General features: G+C 63.5%; 15 protein-coding genes. 11 read left to right on the forward strand and 4 right to left on the reverse strand.

The features are described from left to right. Position 1 precedes the first annotated feature (1 nt). The gene (locus GM676_RS00375; protein ID WP_155461402.1) at positions 2-1738 is read right to left on the reverse strand and encodes an amidohydrolase; all 1737 of its coding nucleotides are present in this window, start codon (positions 1736-1738) and stop codon (positions 2-4) included. Between the two features lie 234 nt (positions 1739-1972). Here GM676_RS00375 and GM676_RS00380 point away from each other — a divergent pair, with 234 nt between their 5' ends. Together GM676_RS00380 and GM676_RS00385 are read left to right on the forward strand one after the other, a co-directional pair. Next, positions 1973-4666: a hypothetical protein gene (locus GM676_RS00380; RefSeq protein WP_155461403.1), complete on the forward strand. Its 2694-nt coding sequence runs from the start codon at positions 1973-1975 to the stop codon at positions 4664-4666. 10 nt (positions 4667-4676) lie between these two features. Next, a complete protein-coding gene (locus GM676_RS00385; protein WP_155461404.1) occupies positions 4677-5255 on the forward strand; it encodes a hypothetical protein in 579 nt (192 codons plus the stop codon). Here GM676_RS00385 and GM676_RS00390 read toward each other — a convergent pair. Then, on the reverse strand, positions 5193-5756 hold the full coding sequence (locus GM676_RS00390; RefSeq protein ID WP_229262467.1) for a hypothetical protein: 564 nt from the start codon (positions 5754-5756) through the stop codon (positions 5193-5195). The genes GM676_RS00385 and GM676_RS00390 overlap by 63 nt on opposite strands. A gap of 100 nt (positions 5757-5856) precedes the next feature. Here GM676_RS00390 and GM676_RS00395 point away from each other — a divergent pair, with 100 nt between their 5' ends. Next, positions 5857-6126 (forward strand): DUF6447 family protein, encoded by a 270-nt coding sequence (locus GM676_RS00395; protein ID WP_155461405.1) that lies wholly within the window; start codon positions 5857-5859, stop codon positions 6124-6126. Positions 6127-6158: 32 nt separating this feature from the next. On the opposite strand, the gene GM676_RS32895 is transcribed toward GM676_RS00395, so the two are convergent. Both GM676_RS32895 and GM676_RS00405 read right to left on the reverse strand, forming a co-directional pair. Further along, complete coding sequence (locus tag GM676_RS32895) at positions 6159-6335, reverse strand: DUF4351 domain-containing protein (protein WP_155461908.1); 177 nt, start codon at positions 6333-6335, stop codon at positions 6159-6161. Beyond that, a complete protein-coding gene (locus GM676_RS00405) occupies positions 6336-6722 on the reverse strand; it encodes an RpnC/YadD family protein (RefSeq protein ID WP_155461406.1) in 387 nt (128 codons plus the stop codon). It abuts the gene before it with no gap. Positions 6723-6958: 236 nt separating this feature from the next. Between GM676_RS00405 and GM676_RS00410 the strand changes: the two genes are divergently transcribed. The 8 genes from GM676_RS00410 (at position 6959) to GM676_RS00445 (ending at position 20781) form a co-directional block, all read left to right on the forward strand. Next, a complete protein-coding gene (locus tag GM676_RS00410; protein ID WP_155461407.1) occupies positions 6959-9997 on the forward strand; it encodes a putative Ig domain-containing protein in 3039 nt (1012 codons plus the stop codon). 11 nt (positions 9998-10008) lie between these two features. Beyond that, positions 10009-10581, forward strand: a complete 573-nt coding sequence (locus tag GM676_RS00415; RefSeq protein ID WP_155461408.1) for an NF038129 family PEP-CTERM protein — start codon at positions 10009-10011, stop codon at positions 10579-10581. A gap of 104 nt (positions 10582-10685) precedes the next feature. Beyond that, the gene (locus tag GM676_RS00420; RefSeq protein WP_155461409.1) at positions 10686-12128 is read left to right on the forward strand and encodes a glycoside hydrolase family protein; all 1443 of its coding nucleotides are present in this window, start codon (positions 10686-10688) and stop codon (positions 12126-12128) included. A gap of 19 nt (positions 12129-12147) precedes the next feature. Continuing rightward, on the forward strand, positions 12148-15186 hold the full coding sequence (locus GM676_RS00425; protein WP_155461410.1) for a glycoside hydrolase family 2 TIM barrel-domain containing protein: 3039 nt from the start codon (positions 12148-12150) through the stop codon (positions 15184-15186). Between the two features lie 180 nt (positions 15187-15366). Next, positions 15367-18285 carry a TonB-dependent receptor gene (locus GM676_RS00430; protein WP_155461411.1) on the forward strand — a complete coding sequence of 973 codons (2919 nt, stop codon included), beginning with the start codon at positions 15367-15369 and terminating at the stop codon, positions 18283-18285. 70 nt (positions 18286-18355) lie between these two features. Then, positions 18356-19165, forward strand: coding sequence for a hypothetical protein (locus GM676_RS00435; protein ID WP_155461412.1), 810 nt, complete (start codon positions 18356-18358; stop codon positions 19163-19165). A gap of 70 nt (positions 19166-19235) precedes the next feature. Further along, on the forward strand, positions 19236-19814 hold the full coding sequence (locus tag GM676_RS00440; protein ID WP_155461413.1) for an RNA polymerase sigma factor: 579 nt from the start codon (positions 19236-19238) through the stop codon (positions 19812-19814). Continuing rightward, on the forward strand, positions 19801-20781 hold the full coding sequence (locus tag GM676_RS00445) for a FecR family protein (RefSeq protein WP_155461414.1): 981 nt from the start codon (positions 19801-19803) through the stop codon (positions 20779-20781). The genes GM676_RS00440 and GM676_RS00445 overlap by 14 nt, the downstream gene beginning before the upstream one ends. Positions 20782-20794: the final 13 nt, after the last annotated feature.

A 20794-nucleotide genomic window follows, 5' to 3' on the forward strand; every position in this document is an offset into this window, starting at 1 on the left:
ATCAGTCCTTAGGGAAGACCTTGCGGCCGCGGAAGAAGGTTTGCTGGACGGTGGCGGTGTGCACCTGCGCAGCGGGGATCTTGAACAGGTTCTTGTCGAGCACAATGAAGTCGGCCGACTTGCCGACTTCGATCGAGCCGGTTTCCTTGCCCAGTCCCATCGCCTGTGCGCTGTTGAGCGTGTAGATGCGCAGCGCGGTGGCCAGATCGACCGCCTGTTCCGGCCACAGGGCGCCGGGGATGGCGCCGCTCGGGTCGCGCCGCGTCACCAGGCCTTCAATGCCCAGCCACGGATTCGGCGTCGGCTGGCCGGCCGGCCAGTCGGAGCCGCCCGCCACCAGTACGCCGGCGCGGGTCAGGTCCAGTATCGGGAAGATGTGGGCCGCGCGTTCCTGGCCGATCGCCATTGCGGTGGCGATGCCGAGGCCGGTGGGATACCAGATCATGGGCGAGATGTCGGCGCTGACGCCCAACTGGCGGAAGCGGGGCAGATCGCTGTCGGCGATAAAGCTGGCGTGGGCGATCTGATGGCGCGCGCCGGGCATGCCGTTGCGCTTGCGGACTTCGGCGATGGCGTCCAGCGCCAACCGCACCGAGCCGTCACCGGTGGCGTGCAGCTTGACGGGGATGCCGCGCTTGTCGAATGCGGCCAGCAGTTCCACCAGTTGCGCTTGGGTGTAATTGCTCTTGCCGTGGAAATGCGCGCCGTGCTCGGCGTCCGGCAGATAGGGTTGCAGGAATTCGGCGGTGCGTGCCGGCGGTACGCCGTCGAGGAACACCTTGGCGAAGTCCGGCCGCAGGTTGGGGCCGCGATACTGCTCGCGCTGGTCGGCCAGCGCCAGGCCGCTGCGTTCGGCCGGATCGGCGCCGGGCATGGTCGACAGCGAGGCCACCATGTGCAGCGGCAGGCCCGGGCCGCGATCGAGCTGGCTCCAGATGCGCAGCGTGCTTTCAGAGCTGAACGCGTCCTGCACGCCGGTGATGCCGACCCCGTTCAGGGTGGCGCCGGCAGCCTGGGCCGCGGCAAGCTGGCGCGCTTGCGTGCGTGGCGGGACCTGGCGCTCCAGCGCCAGGAAGGCCGGAAACTCCTTGAACAGGCCGGTCGGCTGGCCGCTGGCGGGATCTTTGACGATGATGCCGCCAGCCGGATCGACGCTGGCAGCCGTGATGCCGGCGCGTTTCATGGCCTCGCTGTTGGCCCAGCGATTGTGAAACGACTCGTCGCGCAGCAACACCGGGTGGCCGGCGCTGGCCCGGTCCAGCGCCGCCAGGGCGGCCGGGGTCGAGATCTCGGCCATCAGCGTGTTGCTCCATGCCGCGCCGACCACCCAGTCGCCTGGCTCGGCGCGCGCGGCGCAGTCGGCCACGCGCGCCAGCACCTGTTCGAGCGTGCTGAACGGCGGGAAGTTACAGGCGTACAAATCCTCGTAGGCGCCGTCCAGCGGGTGGCTGTGCACGTCGTTAATGCCCGGCATGGCCATGGCGCCGTGCAGATCGATGACGCGGGTGCGCGGGCCGGCCAGCTTGCCGACCTCGGCGTTGCTGCCCACCGCCACATAGCGCCCGTCGCGCACCGCGAAGGCTTCGGCCCACGTGCTTTTTCCCTGCACGGTGTAGATGCTGCCGTTGCGGACGATCAGGTCGGCCGGCGCCGCCTGCGCTGGTGCCGCCATTAGCCACGGCAACCACAGCCCGGCGACGACGGCAAGCAACCGCCGCGCATGTTTGGTTCTCTGCATAGTGTCTCCCTTGTTTCAGATTTTTAAATTGACTACCTGAGTCAGTCTAGGGAGGGGGCGGGGCGGGGTCATGTACCAAATGGGAGGAATCTGTCGGCAAATTTGACAGTGCATGGGGCCGGCGTTTGCTAAGCCGCTGATTTCAAAGCAAGCGCGGCGCATGGCACGACTCCTGCGGCGGACCGGCGCGTATCTGCCTTGTGCGGATTCCTGTCTACCCGGAAAGGATATCGTATGCGCACTGCCTTATCGTTGCTGCTGGCGTCGGTGTTGCTGGCCGCCAGCATCCCGAGCAACGCCTTCTGCCCCAAGAATGGTTTTGTCTGTTTCATCACGTCCAAGTCGGCCGGCAGCCTGACGCACCAGGACATCACCCAGCGCGGGATCGAGGAACTCGACAAGCGCTATTTCGCCGTGCCCAAGCTGACCGCCTCCATGCAGAAGGCGCTGGACCAGATCATCGAAGCCGACGCCAAGGTCGATGAGGACCAGACCAGCTCGGCCAAGCACTTCGACGGCGAGAACGCCGTTGGCGCGCAGCTGCGGCTGGCCACGCTCAAGCAAAACATCCTCGATGCCTTGCGCAGCGATCCGATCAACGCCACCGGCGCGCGCGACAATCTCGGCAGCGCCCTGCATACGATCCAGGATTTCTACTCGCACAGCAACTGGGTCGAGCTGGGCAACACCGGCGCCCATCCCGGCGTGGGGCGTCCCGGCGCCTTGCCGTTCGCCGGCCCCGCCACGCCGACCTGCTCGGGCTTCACCGACACCGGGCTGTTCTGCGCCAACTCGTCCAACCTGATCGGCTCGCTGCTGACCAGCGGCTATTACGGCGGCGAGGACCGCGTCAAGCCGGGCGCCTTCAAGTGCAGCCACGGCGGGCCGCTGGACAAGAGCTCGCCGTCCAGCGATCCGGTCGGCTACTTCCGCGAGGGCATCAACAAGGACACGCTGTATTGCGACATCTCGCCGCACAGCACCTACCACGGCAGCGCCGCCGGCGCCGCCATCGCCGGCACCCAGCAGTTCGTCGAGGACATCAAGGCCGAGATCACGCCGGCCCAGCTCAAGGCGCTGCTGGGCGCCGGGCCGACGCTGGCGTTCGCCATCGACACCACCGGCAGCATGGGCGGCATCATTGCCGGCGTGCGCGCCTCGGCCATCAGCATCGTCGACGCGCGGCTGGGCACGGATGAGGAACCGCTGCAATACGTGCTGGCGCCGTTCAACGATCCGTCCACCGGCCCGAACATCGCCACCAACGACGCCGGCCTGTTCAAGACCATGATCAGCGGCCTGTTCGCCTCGGGCGGCGGCGATTGTCCGGAGCTGGCCATGACCGGCCTGTACAACGGCCTGTCGCTGGCCGATCCCGGCGGCGATCTGTTCATGTACACCGACGCCGGCGCCAAGGATGCCGCGCTGGCGGGCGCGGTGATCAGCCTGGCCAAGAGCAAGGACATCAAGATTTATCCGGTGTTGTTCGGCAGTTGCTCGCCGCTGACGCCGGGCTTCCTGCAAGCGGCGGCGGAAACCGGCGGCCAGGTGTTCTTCCTGTCCGGCGGCGAGGCCGGCGCCGTGACCCAGCTGGCCGATCTGGTCGGCCGCAACAACGTGGTGCAGATCCTGTCCACGGTCGATATCTACAACACCACCAAGAGCTACACGCTGCCGGTCGATAGCAGCATGACCCGGTTGACGGTGTCGGTCAGCGGCACGCTGGCGGGCGTGCAGCCGGCGGTCACGCTGACGCGGCCGGATGGCGTGGTGATTACCGCCGCGACGGCGACCAAGTACCTGAGCCTGTCGAGCGGCGTCATCATCTCGATCGACAATCCGCCGCGCGGCGCCTGGAAGCTGGCCCTCGGCGGTTCGTCCGACCAGACCTACGTCAATGTGAATGGCGTCGCCGACCTGGCCTTCAATTCCTTCAAGCTGGCGCGCTTTGGCGCCATGCCGCCGCATCAGGGTTTGATGACCATCGATGGCGAGCCGGCGCCGGGACAGGCGCTGTATGCGCTGGCCGCGCTGAGCGGCATCGCCAGCGAACCGCTGTTCCAGCTGCGCCGCAAGAACTTCGACGCGCTGGCGCCGCTGCCGCTGGAGCAGGACCAGACCGACAACGAAAAGTTCTTCGGCCCGCTGACCGTGCCCAATGAGCCGTTCGTGGTCTACGCCACCGGCACCGACAGTTCCGGCTATCCCTACCAGCGCCTGGTGAGCGTGATGGTGACGCCGCAAACGGTGTCGGTGACGCCGCCGTCGCGCCAGGATCTGCGGCCCGGCGTGAGCACCGTGCTGGTGTATCAGGTGCGTAATGACGGTCCGGCCGATACCTTCAGCATCAGTGCCACCGATGACCATCACTACATCACCTCGGTGTCGCCGACCACGCTGACGCTGGCCCATGGCGCCAGCGCCACTGTCAGTGTGACGCTGACGCCGCCCGCCGGCGCCCGCATCGGCAGCTCCGACAGCCTGACCGTCACCGCGCAAAGCACCAGCGTCGCCACGCTGCACAACAGCGCGGCGCTGACCGTGTTCGTGACCGGCGTGGCGCAGACGCCGGGCCGGCCGGACCTGATCGCCGAAATTACAGGGCAGGAAACCGTGGCGCCGGGCGTGGTCGGGCTGGATGTGCGCTTTACCAACACGGGCATCGGCACCGCGCGCGACATGATCCTTGGTTCGCTGGCGCTGCGCACGCTGGCCGGCACGGGCAATGTCACGCTCAACACCGCGTTGTCGCCGGCGCTGCCGTTCGTGACGCCGAATGTGGACGTGGGCAGTTTCTTCACCGTGCGGCTGACCTTCAACGTGCCTTCCACGGTGCAGCGTTTCAGTGTGACCGAGAACGGCAACGTGACCGACCTGAGCGGCGTGACTTACGCCTATTCGCAAGCGCAATCCGTGATTCCGAAATGAGGAGCCAGCCATGAAAAAACTACTTTTACAGGTCTTGATGGCCATGCTGATGCCGCTGACGGCGCACGCGCTGCCGTTCACCTTCACGCTGTCCGCGGTGCCGGCCGCTGGTGTGGTGAATGGATTGCCGGGACAGACGGTCGGCTGGGGCTACCAGCTGGTCAACACCGACACCAGCAACTGGTTTGTGCCGACCCAGCTGAACGCCACCTCGTTCAGCCTCGGCTCACCGGACGCCAGCTATTTCGATTTCCCGATTCTGGCGCCGGGCGCCACGGCCAATGCCGTGTTCGATCAGATCCTGCACACCGGCTTGTATGGCGTGCAGATCTTCCCGTTCGCCTTGCCGGGGCAGATGGATAGCGGCTTCTTCACGCTGTCGGGCGAGTGGTGGAGTGGCGATCCGCTGGCCGGCGGCATCTTTCTGCAAACCGCCGCTGGCGTGCAGGTGGCGGCGACGCTGGAGGTCGGCATCGCCGCCTTGCCGGAGCCCGGGAGCTTGCTGCTGCTGGCGCCGGGCGTGGCGCTATTGCTGGCGCGCCAGCGCCGTCGCCAGGAAGGTTCGCAGTTCGGTCTCGCTGCTGGTTGAGGGGGCGGTGGGCAGCAGCTTGACGTAGCGGCCCGGGCCGGTACGCCCCAGCAGCTGGAAATGCTTGCCGGCGTATTCGGTGGGCCGCACTTGCAGCAGCGTCAACTGCGCGCCCGTGCCCTGGGCTGCGATGTGGATGATGAACTGGCAGCTGTACTGCCGGCCTTCGGCGGGCCAGTAGTAGTCGATATCCGGCGTGAGCAGCAGGTCATGCCGGCGCTGTGCGGCCGGCAGGGCCAGCCAGGCCGCCAGTGCCGGCGATGGTGGCTGCGGCGGCGCGGCAAGGTCAGCATCCGGCGGGAACAGCGGCGCGCCGAAGGGCAGGGCCATGCGGTAGCGGCGGCGCTCCTCGCGCTGTGGCGCGATCTGCCGCACTGCGTCGAGTATGGCCCGCTGCGCTTGTGCCGGCGGCACGGCTGCGGCCAACGGCGCAGCGCCGGTGGACTGGTTGGCGAGCACGACGGCGCAGCAGGCCGCGCCCAGGTGAAACCTCCAGTTCATGCGGTATGCAGCCATAGTTGCTTCTTGGTAAGTCAATATTGCTAGTCCGGCACTCAGGACATACAATGTCGGCCGTTAGGGTTTTTAGATAAGGAAAATAATGAGCTTGCCGCAATATATTACGATTAATGGAACCTCCTATGCTTCGGAAAAACTGAGCGAAGCCGCAAAAATGCAGGCCCTGAATTTGCAAGTGGTGGACGCCGAACTCGCGCGTCTCCAGCAACAAATCGCGATTGCCCAGACGGCGCGCAACGCCTACGGCGCCGCGCTGATCGAAGCGGTCAAAGGCAAGGGCGATGCGGCCGTGGCCGAAAAACCAAAGAAACCACGTGCGCCGCGCAAGCCTAAGGCGTCGGCCGCCGCGTAAATTTAGCGCAGGATAGGCTGGGGCGGCGGTGTTTAGCCCAATATCTGTTTCAGCGATCGCGCTTCCAGCAGCGCGTCGCTCCAGCTTTCCAGTTGTGCGGCGCCGGCCTTGGCCAGCTTGTTACGGGCAGCCTGCGGCAGTGTCCCGAAGCGCTGTGTGAGCTGCCGTTCCAGTAACGCGACAGCGCCTTCCTTGCGCCCTTTTTCCAGTTAATCACCTTGAACAACACGATTATGCGCTTCCGGCTCCAGCGATGCGTGAACAGTTGCCGGGTTAACTGCAACGATCCGGTAGTTGTAGTCGAGCACGCGTCGCTTCAGCCTGTTGTCGCGCTGCGCCTGAACTTCAACGTGGATCAGTGCCCATCCCGCAACGTCCCGTAAGCGGACTTCGACCAGCTTGTCTGCCACCATCATGTCCGGAGCGGCGCCAAAGCCGATTCCTGCCAGCTCTTTGTCGCGAAAGCGCGGGCGTTTCGACCAATCGATCTGGGGGCTGAGTTCCGGGAAAAAGAAGTCCACGAAGGCGTGGAAAGCATGCGTCAGCGCGGCTTTCCACGGCAAGTCGTAACGGGCGGGTGGAGTAGTCTGAGCCATCCGCCCAGTCTACGATTACACCGCCCCCAGCCGTCTTGAGGCACGACAAAGCAAGCGGCCGGGACCGGGATTCCTGGAAAAATTGTTGGAAATGTATCAGTCTCGCGACAAATCGGCGCGTAAGGCGTGGTACATTTCTGAGCCGCCTTTTAAATACAATAAATTGTTATCGATAACTTATTTAAATTTGTGATCGATAACAAAGGCGGAAATTTCATCAATTAACAAGGAGACCTATGAATACGCTTACACTTCGGGGCGTCACCGCTGCCGTCGCATCGGTACTGCTATCGCTGGGGATGGGGCCGGCCGGCGCCATCACTTTCGTCGCCACGCCACAGGCCGAGCCTACCGTCAGTTCCGCCGGCTTCAAGCATCCGGCGCTGGGCTTCACGCTGGAACAGCTCGAATACGCCCGCCAGCAGGTCAGGGCCGACGTCGAGCCGTACAAGACCTACTACAACATCCTGAGCACGGTCTGCTGCAACTACGCCAACATCGATTTGCAGCCCACCAACCGCGACCCCAGCAAGGTCGACACGCCCAACACGCCGAACTACAACAACGGCACCGGCCAGACCCGCATGATCAATGACTCGCAGGGCGCGCTGACCCAGGCCATCCTGTACTACATGACCGGCAAGAACGAATACCGCCGCAACGCCATGCGCATCCTGCGCACCTGGAGCAATATGAATCCGGCCGGCTACGCCTACTTCCCGGACGCGCACATTCACAACGGCGTGCCGTTGTTCCGCATGCTGATGGCGGCGGAAATCATGCGCTACACGCCGGCCGACGCCACGTACACCGCCTATCCGCTGGCCTGGACCGCCACCGATACCCAGAAGCTCAAGGACAATCTCATCGACCCGATGGAGCGCACCTTCTTTGCCAGCAATGAGCGCTTCATGAACCAGCACGTGTACTCGATCGCCGGCCGGCTGGCCGGCGCCATCTTCACCGACAACCGCGCGCGCTACGATGAAACGGTGGAATGGCTGACGGTGAACGCCACCTCCACCCGACAGGACATCAACGGCGGCATCCTGCCCCTGATCCCGCTGATCGACAGCGACAACCCACTCAACACGGCGGGCTATCCGTTCTATCAGATCCAGGAAATGATGCGCGACCAGGCCCACGGCGGCGACAACGTCGACAACCTGATCGGCCTGCTGCGGCTGGTGAATTCGCAAGGCACCAAAGTCGATCCCTACAGCGGCAAGCCATCCACCGCGGTGGACGCGGTCACGGTCTACAAGTTTGGCGGCAACCGCCTGCTGATGGGCGCCAACTCCTATGCGCAATTCATGCTGGGTTATAAAACGCCGTGGGCCGATACCAGCGGCGGCACCTCCGGCATTTCGGAAGCCTATCGCGGCCGTCTCTACGCCGCCGAGGGCATCGCGGAAATCTACAACGTCTACAAATATGAACAGGACGTCGATGTGGACGCGGTGGCGCCTTACCTGGCGACGGCGGCGTCGCATCAGAATGGCTTCGTCACCCCGTGGGGACGCGGCACGCCAGACAACAAGGACTTCGGCGCCGAAGCCTTCATCACGCTGCCCAAGGCGCTGACTGGCAAGACGCTGCCGCCGAACACCGGCATGCTGGAGACCGAGCGCAAGACGATTTACCTGAACGGCGAGTGGAACACGCTCACCGAGGGCGCGCGTACCTTCGGCCATGGCCAGGTCACGCCGTCCGGCGCCACCGTGGTATTCCACGACATCGTCTACGCCGACCGCAGCAAGTACGCTCCGGTGGGCATGATGATACGCACCAACGCGGTGACCAAACTGTCCGCCGGCGCGACCGAGGACGCCAAGCCATGGTGCGAAATGACGGTGCCGAATACGGAAGGGCAGTGGCGCTACATCGTGCCGGACGCCTCCACCGCCGCCACCGGATCGCGCCGGCTGGGCGACAACATCATCTACTTCAAATTCAGCGGCGCGGAGGGCGCCACGGTGGATGTGGACTTTGTCAACCTGAACGCGCCCACCCAGCTGACGCCGCCGCGCTTTGCCATGCCGGTATTCCCGCAGACCGAGTTCGTGGTGCAGGGCATGACCTACCGGGCGGCGTATCCCGCCACCGACGCCAATCCGGCCGACACCGTCACCTACAAGGCCATCAGCATTCCAGCCGGCGCCAGCCTGGACAGCGCCACCGGCGCCCTGGTCTGGACGCCGGCGCCGAATCAGGTCGGCGAGCATGAGATTGTCATCAGCGCCACCGATGGCGTGGCCATCAGCACCATGACGGCGCGCCTGAGTGTGCAGCCGGACCGGCAGAGCGCCTTCCTGGCGGCGCAGACCGGCTACGACAGCGCGGCGGTCTACACCACGCCGTCGCTGGCCACCTTCAAAGCCGAGCTGGCGCCGCTGCAACAGCAGGTGACCTCGACCTCCGACGCCGATTTCCCGGCATTGCTGAAAAAAGTGCAGGCCGTGGCGCAGAAGCTGGAATTGCTGAACCCACGCCTGGCTTCCGATGGCAGCCTGGACTGGAGCAAGAACATGGTCACCACCACCGTGCTCAATCCGGCCGCCATACCGGGCCTGGTGGACGACGACTACAACACCACCTCGGGCGACTTGCGCGACGTGGTCACGCTGGACTACGGCGAGAACTACCGCGTGGCGGCGAACGCCTTCGGCATCCGTCCGCGCTTCATGTTCGGCAACCGGACCCAGGGCATCAATGTCTACGGCTCCAACGACAAGTCCAGCTGGACCTTGCTGAGCAGCCGGGAAACCACCGACACCAGCGGCCAGAACTTCATCATGGAAGTGATACCGGTGGTGCAGGGCCAGGAACAGCAGAAATACCGTTACTTCATGCTGCGCGTCGATCATCCGGGACCGCCGACCGATCCGGCTTACCCGGGCATTTCGTCGTACAGCGAGCTGCACTTCTACGGCAACCGTTATGACCTGCTGGCGCCGGTCGACGTCAGTGCCAGCGTGAAGATGCTGCAATCGGGCCTGACGGTGAATCGCTTCACCCAGAAGTACAGCGGCACGGTGACCATCACCAACACCACGCAGCAGACCATCACCGGGCCGCTGCAATTCACGCTGGAGGGCCTGAGCGCCGGCGTTACGCTGGATAACGCCACCGGCATCAAGGATGGTGTGCCTTACATCACGCTGCCGGCCGCCGAACTGGCGCCGGGACAGAGCGTGACGCTGACCACCACCTTCAGCAATCCATCCAGACTGGCGATCGGCTACAACCGCAAGCTGATCAGCGCAAAATACTAAGGAGACCAAAGATGATTTTTGCAAAAGACATGTTGATGAAGCTGATGTTTGCCGTGCTGCTGCTGGGCGGGGCAGGGCAGGCGTCGGCGCAGAACTACAGCATCACCATCGATACCGCCACGCTGGGCGGCGGATCGGCCTATCTCGGCCTGTACTTCCTCGGCCTGGCCGACGCGGCCCCGGCGACGGCCACGGTAAGCCAGCTGTCGGGCGACTTCAGCGGTGCGGCGCAGCTGGCCGGCGCGGTCAGCGGAGCGCTGCCGGGACCGCTGGTGTTCGGCAATGGCGGCGAACTGGTGCAGGCGGTCACGCTGGGCGGCGTGTTGAGGTTTAACGTCAGCTTTGCGCTGGGCAGCGGCGACGGCGGCACCACCTTCGGCTGGTCGCTGTTCAACGACAGCAGCTACCTGGGCGCGGATGGCGATCTGGGCGTCATCGCGCTGCAACCCGGCGCCACGCCGTACGCGGTCAACAGTTTCAGCGCCGTGAACAGCGTGACGGCCGTGCCTGAGCCGGCGGCGTATGCGCTGTTGCTGGCCGGCCTGCTGTGCCTGGCGATGTTGCGCGCGCGCCGCGCCGGCTAATCGCCTCGGGGCCGGATCTGGCGTCCGGCCCCAGTAATCGTTTGACATGGCAGGCAGAGCCGTATAATCTGTTATCGATACCAAGAAATAATTCAGGAGACATTTTGTACCTTATCCGCATACTCATGGGCATGCTGGCTTGTCTGCACCTGTCGCTGGCCGCGGCCCAAGTCCAGGTCCATCCATTCCCCAATCCGGTTCGCTACACCCACCATAACGACGACTTCACCGTGCGCGTCCGGGCCACGGGCGGCGCCTGGCAGGACCTGTACGAATACAAGGTGAAAGTGGACCTCGACAAGCCGCTGGAAGCGTCGATGGTGTATTTCAATTTCGATGGCACGGTGGAACTGGCGGTGCAGAAGAACAACGGCATGTTTTCCAAGGTGGCGGTGCGGCCGGATGCCAGGGGCTTGAAGCCGGTCATCAAGGACGGCATCGCCTACATCACGCTGCATCGTCCGGAAAACCTCAGCATCGAGTTTGACGACGACCACCTGCACAACCTGCACGTGTTCACCCACGCCATCCGCAAGGATATGCCGGCCACACCGGCCAATCTGTCGTCCAACGATATCGAGAAAGGCAAGCTGCCGGACTTCTCGCAAAAGGTGGTGTTCTTCGGTCCCGGCGTCCACACGGGCGAGTTCCGCCTGCGTTCGCACAGCACGGTCTACATCCACGGTTCGGCCATTCTGAAAAACCCGCTGGTGCTGGATGGCGTGGAAGACGTCAAGGTGATCAGCGACGGCCTGTTCGACGGCGTGGAGATGACCACCATCCGCAATTCCCGCAACATCGAGATCGATGGCCCGATTTTCATCAACCAGCCGCATGGCACCATGCGTTGCGTCACCTCGCAGGATTTGGTGGAGCGCAATATCCGCAGCATCGGGGCGGGGCAGTGGTCGGATGGCCTGGGTCACTTTGCCTGCGAGCGCGTGACCATCAGCGACAGCTTCATCCGCACTTCCGACGACTGCCTGACCTTCTACAACCACCGCTGGGACATCTGGGGCAATACCCGTGACGTCAAGGTCAGCAAGACCACGTTGTGGGCGGATGTGGCGCACGCCATCATGATCGGCATCCACGGCAACACGCCGACGCCCGAGCATCCGCAGTCCGAGGTGCTGGAACGCCTCAGCTTCAGCGACATCGATATCCTGGACCATGACGAGGACGAGCCGGATTATGAAGGCGCGCTGGGCATCATGGCTGGCGACGACAATCTGGTGCGCGATGTGCTGTTCGACGATATCCGCGTCGAGCGCATCGAGGAGGGCAAGCTGTTCAACCTGAAAATCGCCTACACCGCCAAGTACAACACCAGCCCCGGTCTTGGCATCGAGAACGTCACGTTGCGCAACATTAAGTATTCCGGCCGCGGTTCGCCGAGCGCCGCCATGATCACCGGTCAGGACGCCAGCCGCAAGGTAAAAAATGTCATACTTGAGAACGTTACGATAGGCGGCAAAAAACTCAGCAAGCCGGAGCCCGGCGTGCTGGAGTTGAATGAATTTGTCGAAGGCGTCCAGTTCCGCTAACCAAAGGATCAATGTAAGCATGCATAAAATGATGATGGCCGTGCTGGTGGCGTTTGCCGCCCCTGCGATGGCGGCGCAGCCGGTGCGCGCCGAATGGGAGCAACCCGAAGTGGTGGCGGTCAACCGCGAGCCGATGCGGGCCACCTTCTTCAATTTTGAATCGCGCGACAAGGCGCTGGCCGGCGAGCGCTCCGCCTCTGCCAACTTTGTATCGCTGGATGGCACCTGGTCGTTCGCCTATTCGCCGACGCCGGAAGCGCGACCGAAGAACTTCTACCAGACCGGCTACGACGTCAGCAAATGGGGCAGCATCCAGGTGCCCGGCATGCTGCAAACGCAGGGCTACGGCAAGCCGATCTTCACCAACATCGTCTATCCTTTCCCGGCCAACGAGCCGCTGATTCCGCATGAGCTGAACGAGGTCGGTTCCTACCGCCGCGATTTCAACCTGCCGGCCAGCTGGAAGGAGCGCGACGTGTTCCTGCAAATCGGTGCCGCCGGCGCGGCTTATTACGTGTGGGTGAATGGCCGCAAGGTGGGCTACTCGGAAGATTCCAAGCTGCCGTCCGAATTCAACCTCACGCCTTATGTGCATGCCGGCCGCAATACGATTGCGATCGAAGTCTATCGCTGGGCCGATGGTTCGTATCTGGAAGACCAGGACTTCTGGCGCGTCAACGGCATCGAGCGCAGCGTGTTCGTGTATGCCGAGAACAAGACCCGCCTGCGCGATTACAAGGTGACGGCGTCGCACGACGGCCGCTTTGAGCTGGCGGCGGAAATCGCCGGCAAGCCGGCCGATGTCACGGTGTCGGCACGCGTGCTGGACGGCGACAAGGAAGTGCTGCAAGCCAGCGCCGCCCCGGGGGCGGACCGCAAGGCCGTGCTGCGCGGCGCGGTCGCCAACGTCAGGGCCTGGTCGGCCGAGACGCCCAATCTCTACACGCTGATGGTGGAAGTGAAGGACGCCCGTGGCCAGCTGATTTCCGCCACGGCGCGCAAGATCGGCTTCCGCACGGTGGAAATCGCCAATGGCGAAGTGCGCGTCAACGGCAAGCGCATCATGATCAAGGGCGTGAACCGCCACGAGCACGATCCGCATACCTACCGCGTAATGTCGATGGAGAGCATGCGCAAGGATATCGAATTGATGAAGCGCGCCCACGTCAACGCCGTGCGCACCTCGCATTACCCCAACGATCCGCGCTGGTACGATCTGGCCGACGAGTACGGTCTGTACATCATGGATGAGGCGAATATCGAATCGCACGGCTATATGCAGCTGGGCGACCAGGCGCCGACGCCGGAGAAGCGCGCCGCGATCCAGCTGGGCTACAAGCCGCACTGGCTGGCCGCCCACCTCGACCGCGTCTCGCGCATGGTGGAGCGCGACAAGAACTCGCCATCCGTCATCTTCTGGTCGCTGGGGAACGAGGCCGGCACAGGCCCCAACTTCGAGCAGGCCGCCGCCTGGATACGCAAGGCCGATCCGACCCGCCTGATCAGCTACCTGGGCCACGGCACCATCGGCGAGGAGCACCTGCCCAACGCCTATGTCGATATCTACGCCCCCATGTACGACGATATCGAAAAGATGGCCGACTACGCGCAAGACCCGGCCTACAAGCAGCCCATGATCCAGTGCGAGTACGCGCACGCCATGGGTAATTCGCTGGGCAATCTTGAGGACTACTGGCGGGTGATCCGCGCCCACCGCAAGCTGCAAGGCGGCTTTGTGTGGGACTGGGTGGACCAGAGCGTGTTCGCCAAGGATGAGAAGGGCCGCACCTACTGGGCCTCCGGCTTCGACCTGAATCCCAAGCGCGGCGACAACAGCGTGGTGGGCGACGGCGTGCTGCGTTCCGACCGCACGCCGGACCCGGAATACTACGAATTGCAGAAGGTGTACTCGCCGGTGGTATTCGAAGGCGACGCCCGCAGCGGCAAGATCGAGGTCGTCAACCGCTACGATTTCCGCGATTTGTCGCACTTGTCGCTGGCGTGGAAGCTGGAGCGCGATGGCGTGCAGATCGCCGCTGGTACGCTGCCAGCGGCCAATGCGCCGGCCGGCGGCCGCCAGCAACTGGCCTTGCCGCCTGCCGTGGCGGACGCCGTGGCCAAGGCGGGTTCGGGCGAGCTGGTGCTGACCGTCAGCGCCGCCGGTACGGAAGGGCAGGCCGGCTGGTCGCAGTTTGTGCTGGCGTCGCCGGCCGCCGCCGCGCAAAAGGCTGCTTGGGTGGCGCCGCAAGGATATCAACTGCGCGCCGGCAAGGCCTTGCTGGCGCTCGATCCGGCCAGCGGGCTGGTGAACTACAGCATCGATGGCAAAGTGTTGCTGAAAGGCGGCAGCCCGAATTTCTGGCGCGGCCTGACCGACAACGACGAAGGCGCCGGCGTGGACAAGACGCATAAGGTCTGGCAGACCTTTACCGCGCAGCGCAAGGTGCGCTCGGTGGCGGTGGAGGGCGACAGCATCAAAGTGCTGTTCAGCTTTGGCGCCGGCGCGGCGCACTGGGAGAACGTGTTCCGCATGCGCGCCGATGGCACGCTGGATGTGCAAGCCAGCTTCACGCCGCTGCGCGACGATTTGCCCGATCCGCTGCGCCTCGGCCTGCGCTTCGACATGCCGGCCAGCCTGAATCAACTGCAATGGTACGGCCGCGGTCCGCATGAATCCTACGTCGACCGCAAGACCGGCGCCGCGCTGGGCCTGTATGCGGGGGCGCTGGCCGACCAGTATCACAGCTACATCCGCCCGCAGGAAAGCGGCAACAAGACCGACGTGCGCTGGCTGGCCTTGTCGGGCGCCTTGAAGGTCAGTTCCGACGTGCCATTCGCCTTCAACGCGCTGCCGTTCCCGTACGAGGACTTGTATCTGCGTCCGCGCGGTACGTGGAAGAGCTCCGAGATCGCCCCGCACGGCGACGGCAGCCTGCTGATCGACATGGCGCAAGCCGGCGTCGGCGGTGATACCGGCTGGAGCCTGGATGGTCGTCCGCACGTGCAGTACCGCATCCCATTGCAAGCGGCAAGCTACCGTTTCAGCATCGCGCCGTAAGGCGAGTTGCTGGATTCCCACACAAGCGGATATCAGCAAAGAAGTGGTTGACCCTGCTGATCCGCTTGATTATGATGTCTAAAAAAGTTATCGATAACTTGATCGTTTTTAACTGGTTTTGTTATCGATAACTAATGCAGCAAGTAGTTATTATTATTAGAAAAAATAGGAGATGAAGCTATGCGTAAGGCCCTGTTCAACACTATCCAACTCAGCGCCATGGCTCTGGCTGTCAGCCAGGCTTTTGCACAAACCCCAAGCCAGGATGCCGGCACCACCGTGGTGGTGAGCGGCATCCGCGCCAGCGCCAGTTCGGCGGTGGCGATCAAACGCGACACGATGGAAGTGGTGGATTCGATTTCCGCCGAAGACATCGGCAAGCTGCCCGACATGAACGTCGCCGAAACCCTGACCCGCGTGCCGGGTGTGCAGGGCTACCGCTACGGCGGCGAAGGCGCGTCGCCGGTTGGCCAGGGCTCGGGCCTGACCATCCGCGGCCTGTCCGGCCAGACCGCCTCGCAAGTGAACGGCCGTTCGTACTTTACCGCCGGCGCCCGTGAATACAATATCGAAGGCGCGATTCCCGGCATGGTGGCCGGCATCGACGTGTTCAAGAATCCATCGGCCGAACACATCGAAGGCGCCATCGGCGGCCTGGTCAACATCCGCACCCGCAAGCCAAGCGATTTCAAGGAGCTGACCGCCACGCTGAGCGTGAACGCGCGCCAGAACGACATGGCCAAGAAGACCGATCCGGAACTGTTCGGCCTGGTGGCCAACAAGTTCGACCTGGGCGGCGGCTCGCGCATCGGCGTGATGGCGGCCGGCGTGTACCAGAAGAGCACCGGCCGTTCCGACAACAACCCGGCCAACGGCGGCGCCAACTTCAAGCGCGCGATTCGCGGCGACAGCGCCGAGTACGCCACGCTGGCGGCGGCCAATACCGCCAACAGCCCCAACCAGCCGATGGCGGCTTATGTCGGCCGTAATGACGTGTCCTTCCTGCAGAACCTGCCCAACCTGAGCGGCCTCACCGCCGAGCAGGCCGCCAACGTGATGGTGGCGCCCGGCCTGACCAGCAATGCATTCCAGGAAACCATCTACCGCACCCGCAAGGGCCTGAGCCTGGCGGCCGACTACCGCCACAGCAACACGCTGCGTTTCTACACCGAAGGCGAGTACACCTACTACCAGTACTACCAGAACTATCGCGGCCTGAACTCCATCGATGGCGGCAATGTGCAGAACCTGCAAACCACGCCGTTCGCCTTCACCGAGGGCATGGCCAACCGCAATCTGAACGGCGGCAGCAACGATGTGCTGGTCAACCAGCGCCTGCGCAGCGGCACCTTCCTGAATTCGACCATCAATACGGTCGGCGGCGAGGAGCATCGTCCGTACACCACCTGGATCGCGGCGGCCGGCGTGGAATGGAGCCCGAGCGCGGCGTGGGCGCTGAAAGGCGACTTCTCCTACATCAAGGCGGACCAGACGCAGGATAACCGCTCGGTCAACCTGGATTCGGCCAATGGCCTGTACTGGAGCACCAACCGCGTGGCCGACGGCGCGCCGCACCAGCTGACCTTCAACGGCCCGAGCCTGTCCGACCCGAACAACTTCGTGTTCCGCGACTACAGCAACGGCACCTACCAGAAATGGGATGACAATGGCTACGCGGCCAGGCTGGATGCGGCGTACTCGCCGGATGGCGGTTTCCTTACCAAGATCAAGTTTGGCGCGCGCGCGGCGCACCAGAAGAGCCTGTTCACCAACTTCAGCTTCGCCGGCAAGCCATTGACCAGCGACGGCAAGGCGCTGGCGATCAATCGTTCCAACGGCATCAGCGCCAGCACCATGACCGGCCTGCTGGAAACCGCACCGACCAACTTCATGAACGGCGACGCCGGCTACGCGGGCGGCTACCTGGTGGCGGCCCCGACCGCGCTGGACGGCAACCGCATCATGACCGCCTTTCCGAACGCCAGCATTCCAGCCGAGGGCAGCTATCCGGAAAATCCGCTGGCGCGCCGCGTGTTCAACGAACACACGCTGGCCGGCTACCTGGTGGGGGAGTTTGCCACCGAGGACGAGCGCCTGCGCGGCAATGTCGGCGTGCGCCTGGTGCGCACCAATACCGACGTGACCGCACGCGTGGCCAACATCACCAGCGGCGCCGTGGTGATCGCCGAAAACATCAAGTCGACCTCGTACACCAACGCGTTGCCGACCTTTAACCTGACCTACAACATCCAGAAAGACTTCCTGGCGCGCTTCGGCTATGGTCGTGGCCTGACCCGCCCGGACATCAGCTCGCTGAATCCGTCGATCTCGGTCAACACCGTCAACGGCACCGGCTCGGCGGGCAATCCCGACCTGCGTCCGCAACTGGCCAACAGCTTCGACCTGTCGCTGGAGCGTTATTTCAACGCCACCAACTATGTCTCGGCCGGCCTGTTCGACAAGCAGATCAAGGGCTTCCTGAGCGGTATCACGGAATGCCAGACGGTGGCGCTGGCGCCGGCCTACAGCGGCAGCATCGCCAACAGCTGCCCGGTTGGCCAGTACCAGATCACCAAGTCGGTGAACGCGCAGGATGGCTACGCGCGCGGTATCGAAGTGGCGGGCCAGTACTTCTTCGACAAGGACGCGGGCTGGTTGCAGAACTTCGGCGGCTCGGCCTCGTACACCTACGTTGACACCTCCAACCCGATCAACATCGGCAGCGTTACCGCGCCACGCGTCATCGATACCCAGCAGCCGATGGTGTCGAAGAACAGCTACACCGTGACCGGCATGTACGAGGCCAAAGGCTTCTCCGCGCGCCTGGCCTACACCTGGCGCTCGGACCAGGTGCTGTTCGGCGTGTCGCCCAGCCCGATCGATGGCCGCTACATCCGTTCCTACGGCATTGTGGACGCCTCGCTCAACTACGACATCATGAGCAACCTGACGCTGAGCGTGAACCTGGGCAACCTCACCAACAAGGGCCTGGACCGCTACGTGGGCGAACCGGGCGCCTACGCCACCAATGTCGAGCGCCAGCACTACTTGAACGGCCGTACCTTCGCCTTGGGCCTGCGCTACAAATTTGGCAAGTAAGACTTGCCGCCACGGCCGCAATCCGGGCACGCCGCCTGGATTGCGGTTTTTTTATGAGTGAAAGAGAAATATGAAATTACGCTTCCTTGGCATCGACGAAGGCACGCAGCAATTGCACCTGATCGACACCGGCAGCCAGGACTTTGCCTGGACGCTGGACCTGAAGGATTACCCGCTGGCGCGCGACATGCAGCGCCTGGACGATGAGCGTGTGCTGGTCGGCTACGATCATGGCTTCTTTGAACTGGACTGGCGCAGCGGCCGCGTGCTGACCGATTGCCGTCAGTGGAAAGAGGTGACGGCCGCGCATCGCCGCGCCGATGGCTGCACGCTGGTCACCGGCATGAACCTCGATGGCCGCAACGGCGTCAACGTGCTGACGCTGGACCCCCAGGGCAAGCTGCTGCACACGGCCTTCCGCGAAGGCGACTACGTGCGCCTGATGCGCGTGACGTCGCAAGGCACCTATCTGCTGTGCACCAACGATCACATCAAGGAAACCACGCCGGAGTTGGTGGAGCTGCGCCGTTTCAGCGCGCCGGGTTTCGAGCACGCCTGGAAGGCCGAACGCCTGGCGGACGGCTCGACCATCGTGTCGGCTGGCTACGGCGCCTTCATGGCGGTATTTGACGGGGAGGGCGCGCTGGTGCGGCGCTTCGGCGCGGCCGGCGAGGTGCCTGCAACTGTGGCGCCATTCTTCTACGCCACCTACGGCTTCCTGCCGGACGGGCAACTGCTGGTGGCGAACTGGCAAGGCCACGGCCCGGACAACGGCCACAAAGGCGCGCAGTTGCTGCAATTCGACACGACTGGCCGACTGGTGGACAGCTGGTCGGCCCCGCAGCGCATCTCGTCGCTGCAAGGCCTGCTGTTGATATAAACCGGCGGCCCGGGTAGGAAAATATCTCGTCGTTCGTCATACTATTTAGACGCCACGTGAGAGCATGCTTATGGAAGACGACATCGTCGAATGGGTAACCTCGAATTTCCTGCCTTTCGAAGCCGAACTTCGAAAGATACTTCGCCGGGTCTGCAGCGGACCTGCGGAAATTGACGATGTGATCCAGGAGACTTACTACAAAATCCTCCAGCTATCCGATGTGAACCACGTCCGTGAACCGAAAGGCTTTCTGGTCCGGACGGCGCGAAACATCGTGATCGACCGCATGCGGCGCGATGCGGTTGTGAGCATCGAGTCCATGGCCAACCTGGAGGAGCTGGAGGTCGCCGATGCCACGGCATCCCCCGAAAGGGTCGCTCTCGCGCGCGCCGAATTGCGCTGGGTCATAGGCCTGATTGCCAACCTGCCTGACCGCTGCAAGGAAGTGTTCACGGCCCGGCGCATCTATGGTCTCTCGCAGCAGGAAACCGCGGCGACATTGAACGTCACGGAAGGCATCGTTGAGAAGGAAACCATGAGAGGCATGTCGCTCATCTCGGAGATGATCGCCCGCATCGGTGTCCACGATGTCCCGCAGAGAGCCGGGAAAAGCAAAATCGCCGCGAAGAAGCGCCATGTCAACGATTGATCAAGAAGCCCTGGCGTGGGTGATACATCAATCCAGCCGTGCTCTGGATAAATCTGAACTCCAGGCCCTGGATGCATGGCTGGCCGGCGATATCCGCCATCAAGGGGCATACCTGCGCGCGCGCGCGATCAACCTGGCGCTTGACCGGGCAACGATGCAGGAGAGCCTCCGTCCGGCGCGTCAGCGCCTCAAGGAGGAACTGTCCGTTACGCCCTGGATTCCGGCTCCGGACAGACGTGCATTTCTGGCGTTTGGCGGTGTCACCGCCGGCGTCGCTGCGCTCGCCCTGGCGCGGCTGATCCCCACGTTCTCCGATAAGACTGTGCTGACGACCGCAAAAGGGGAATTCCGCAAAGTGCCTCTTGAGGATAGATCGGTGGCGGACATTAATAGCGGCAGCCATGTCGAAGTCCGAATGACGCGGCAAAAGCGCCAGGTCGTCCTGAAAACCGGGGAGGTGTGGGTGGAGGTCGCGAAAGACAAGGCCAAGCCCTTCATCGTCGAAGCCGGCGAAGTGAGAGTACGCGCCGTCGGCACGGCTTTCGGTGTCCGGCGTTACCGCAATGGTGCGGAGGTGCTGGTCACCGAAGGGACCGTGGAAATCTGGAGTAACGAAGGAACGGCCCGGAAGCGTCTGCTGAAAGCGGGAGAGCGTGCCTACGTCGCCGATTTCGCTTCCAATATTTCGGTTGACCGGCAACCCAAGGAAGTGGAGCGCAAGCTCGCCTGGAGGGAAGGTAAATTGGTCTTCAATAATCAAACGCTGAGCGAAGCGGTGGCGGACTTCAACCGCTACAGCCTGAAGAAAATCATCATCGTTGATCCCAATCTCATGAATAAGAAGCTGGTAGGCCAATACCAGATTGATGCCCCTGAATTGTTCGCACAAGATGTGAGCGCCTTTCTGGACGTGCCGTTCAAGGTCACTGCGGAAAACATCATGATCGGTGACGCGAGCCGTGCTTGACCGGCGAAACAAA

The sequence above is a fragment of the Duganella radicis genome, assembly GCF_009720825.1.
Taxonomy (GTDB): Bacteria; Pseudomonadota; Gammaproteobacteria; order Burkholderiales; family Burkholderiaceae_D; genus Rugamonas; species Rugamonas radicis.

Coding starts and splice junctions, on each gene's coding strand:
- GM676_RS00410 (WP_155461407.1), top strand. CDS start 6,959: ATGAATACGCTTACACTTCGGGGCGTCACCGCTGCCGTCGCATCGGTA.
- GM676_RS00390 (WP_229262467.1), bottom strand. CDS start 5,756: ATGAACTGGAGGTTTCACCTGGGCGCGGCCTGCTGCGCCGTCGTGCTC.
- GM676_RS00445 (WP_155461414.1), top strand. CDS start 19,801: ATGTCAACGATTGATCAAGAAGCCCTGGCGTGGGTGATACATCAATCC.
- GM676_RS00435 (WP_155461412.1), top strand. CDS start 18,356: ATGAAATTACGCTTCCTTGGCATCGACGAAGGCACGCAGCAATTGCAC.
- GM676_RS00375 (WP_155461402.1), bottom strand. CDS start 1,738: ATGCAGAGAACCAAACATGCGCGGCGGTTGCTTGCCGTCGTCGCCGGG.
- GM676_RS00385 (WP_155461404.1), top strand. CDS start 4,677: ATGAAAAAACTACTTTTACAGGTCTTGATGGCCATGCTGATGCCGCTG.
- GM676_RS00425 (WP_155461410.1), top strand. CDS start 12,148: ATGCATAAAATGATGATGGCCGTGCTGGTGGCGTTTGCCGCCCCTGCG.
- GM676_RS00405 (WP_155461406.1), bottom strand. CDS start 6,722: ATGGCTCAGACTACTCCACCCGCCCGTTACGACTTGCCGTGGAAAGCC.
- GM676_RS00380 (WP_155461403.1), top strand. CDS start 1,973: ATGCGCACTGCCTTATCGTTGCTGCTGGCGTCGGTGTTGCTGGCCGCC.
- GM676_RS00430 (WP_155461411.1), top strand. CDS start 15,367: ATGCGTAAGGCCCTGTTCAACACTATCCAACTCAGCGCCATGGCTCTG.
- GM676_RS00440 (WP_155461413.1), top strand. CDS start 19,236: ATGGAAGACGACATCGTCGAATGGGTAACCTCGAATTTCCTGCCTTTC.
- GM676_RS00415 (WP_155461408.1), top strand. CDS start 10,009: ATGATTTTTGCAAAAGACATGTTGATGAAGCTGATGTTTGCCGTGCTG.
- GM676_RS00395 (WP_155461405.1), top strand. CDS start 5,857: ATGAGCTTGCCGCAATATATTACGATTAATGGAACCTCCTATGCTTCG.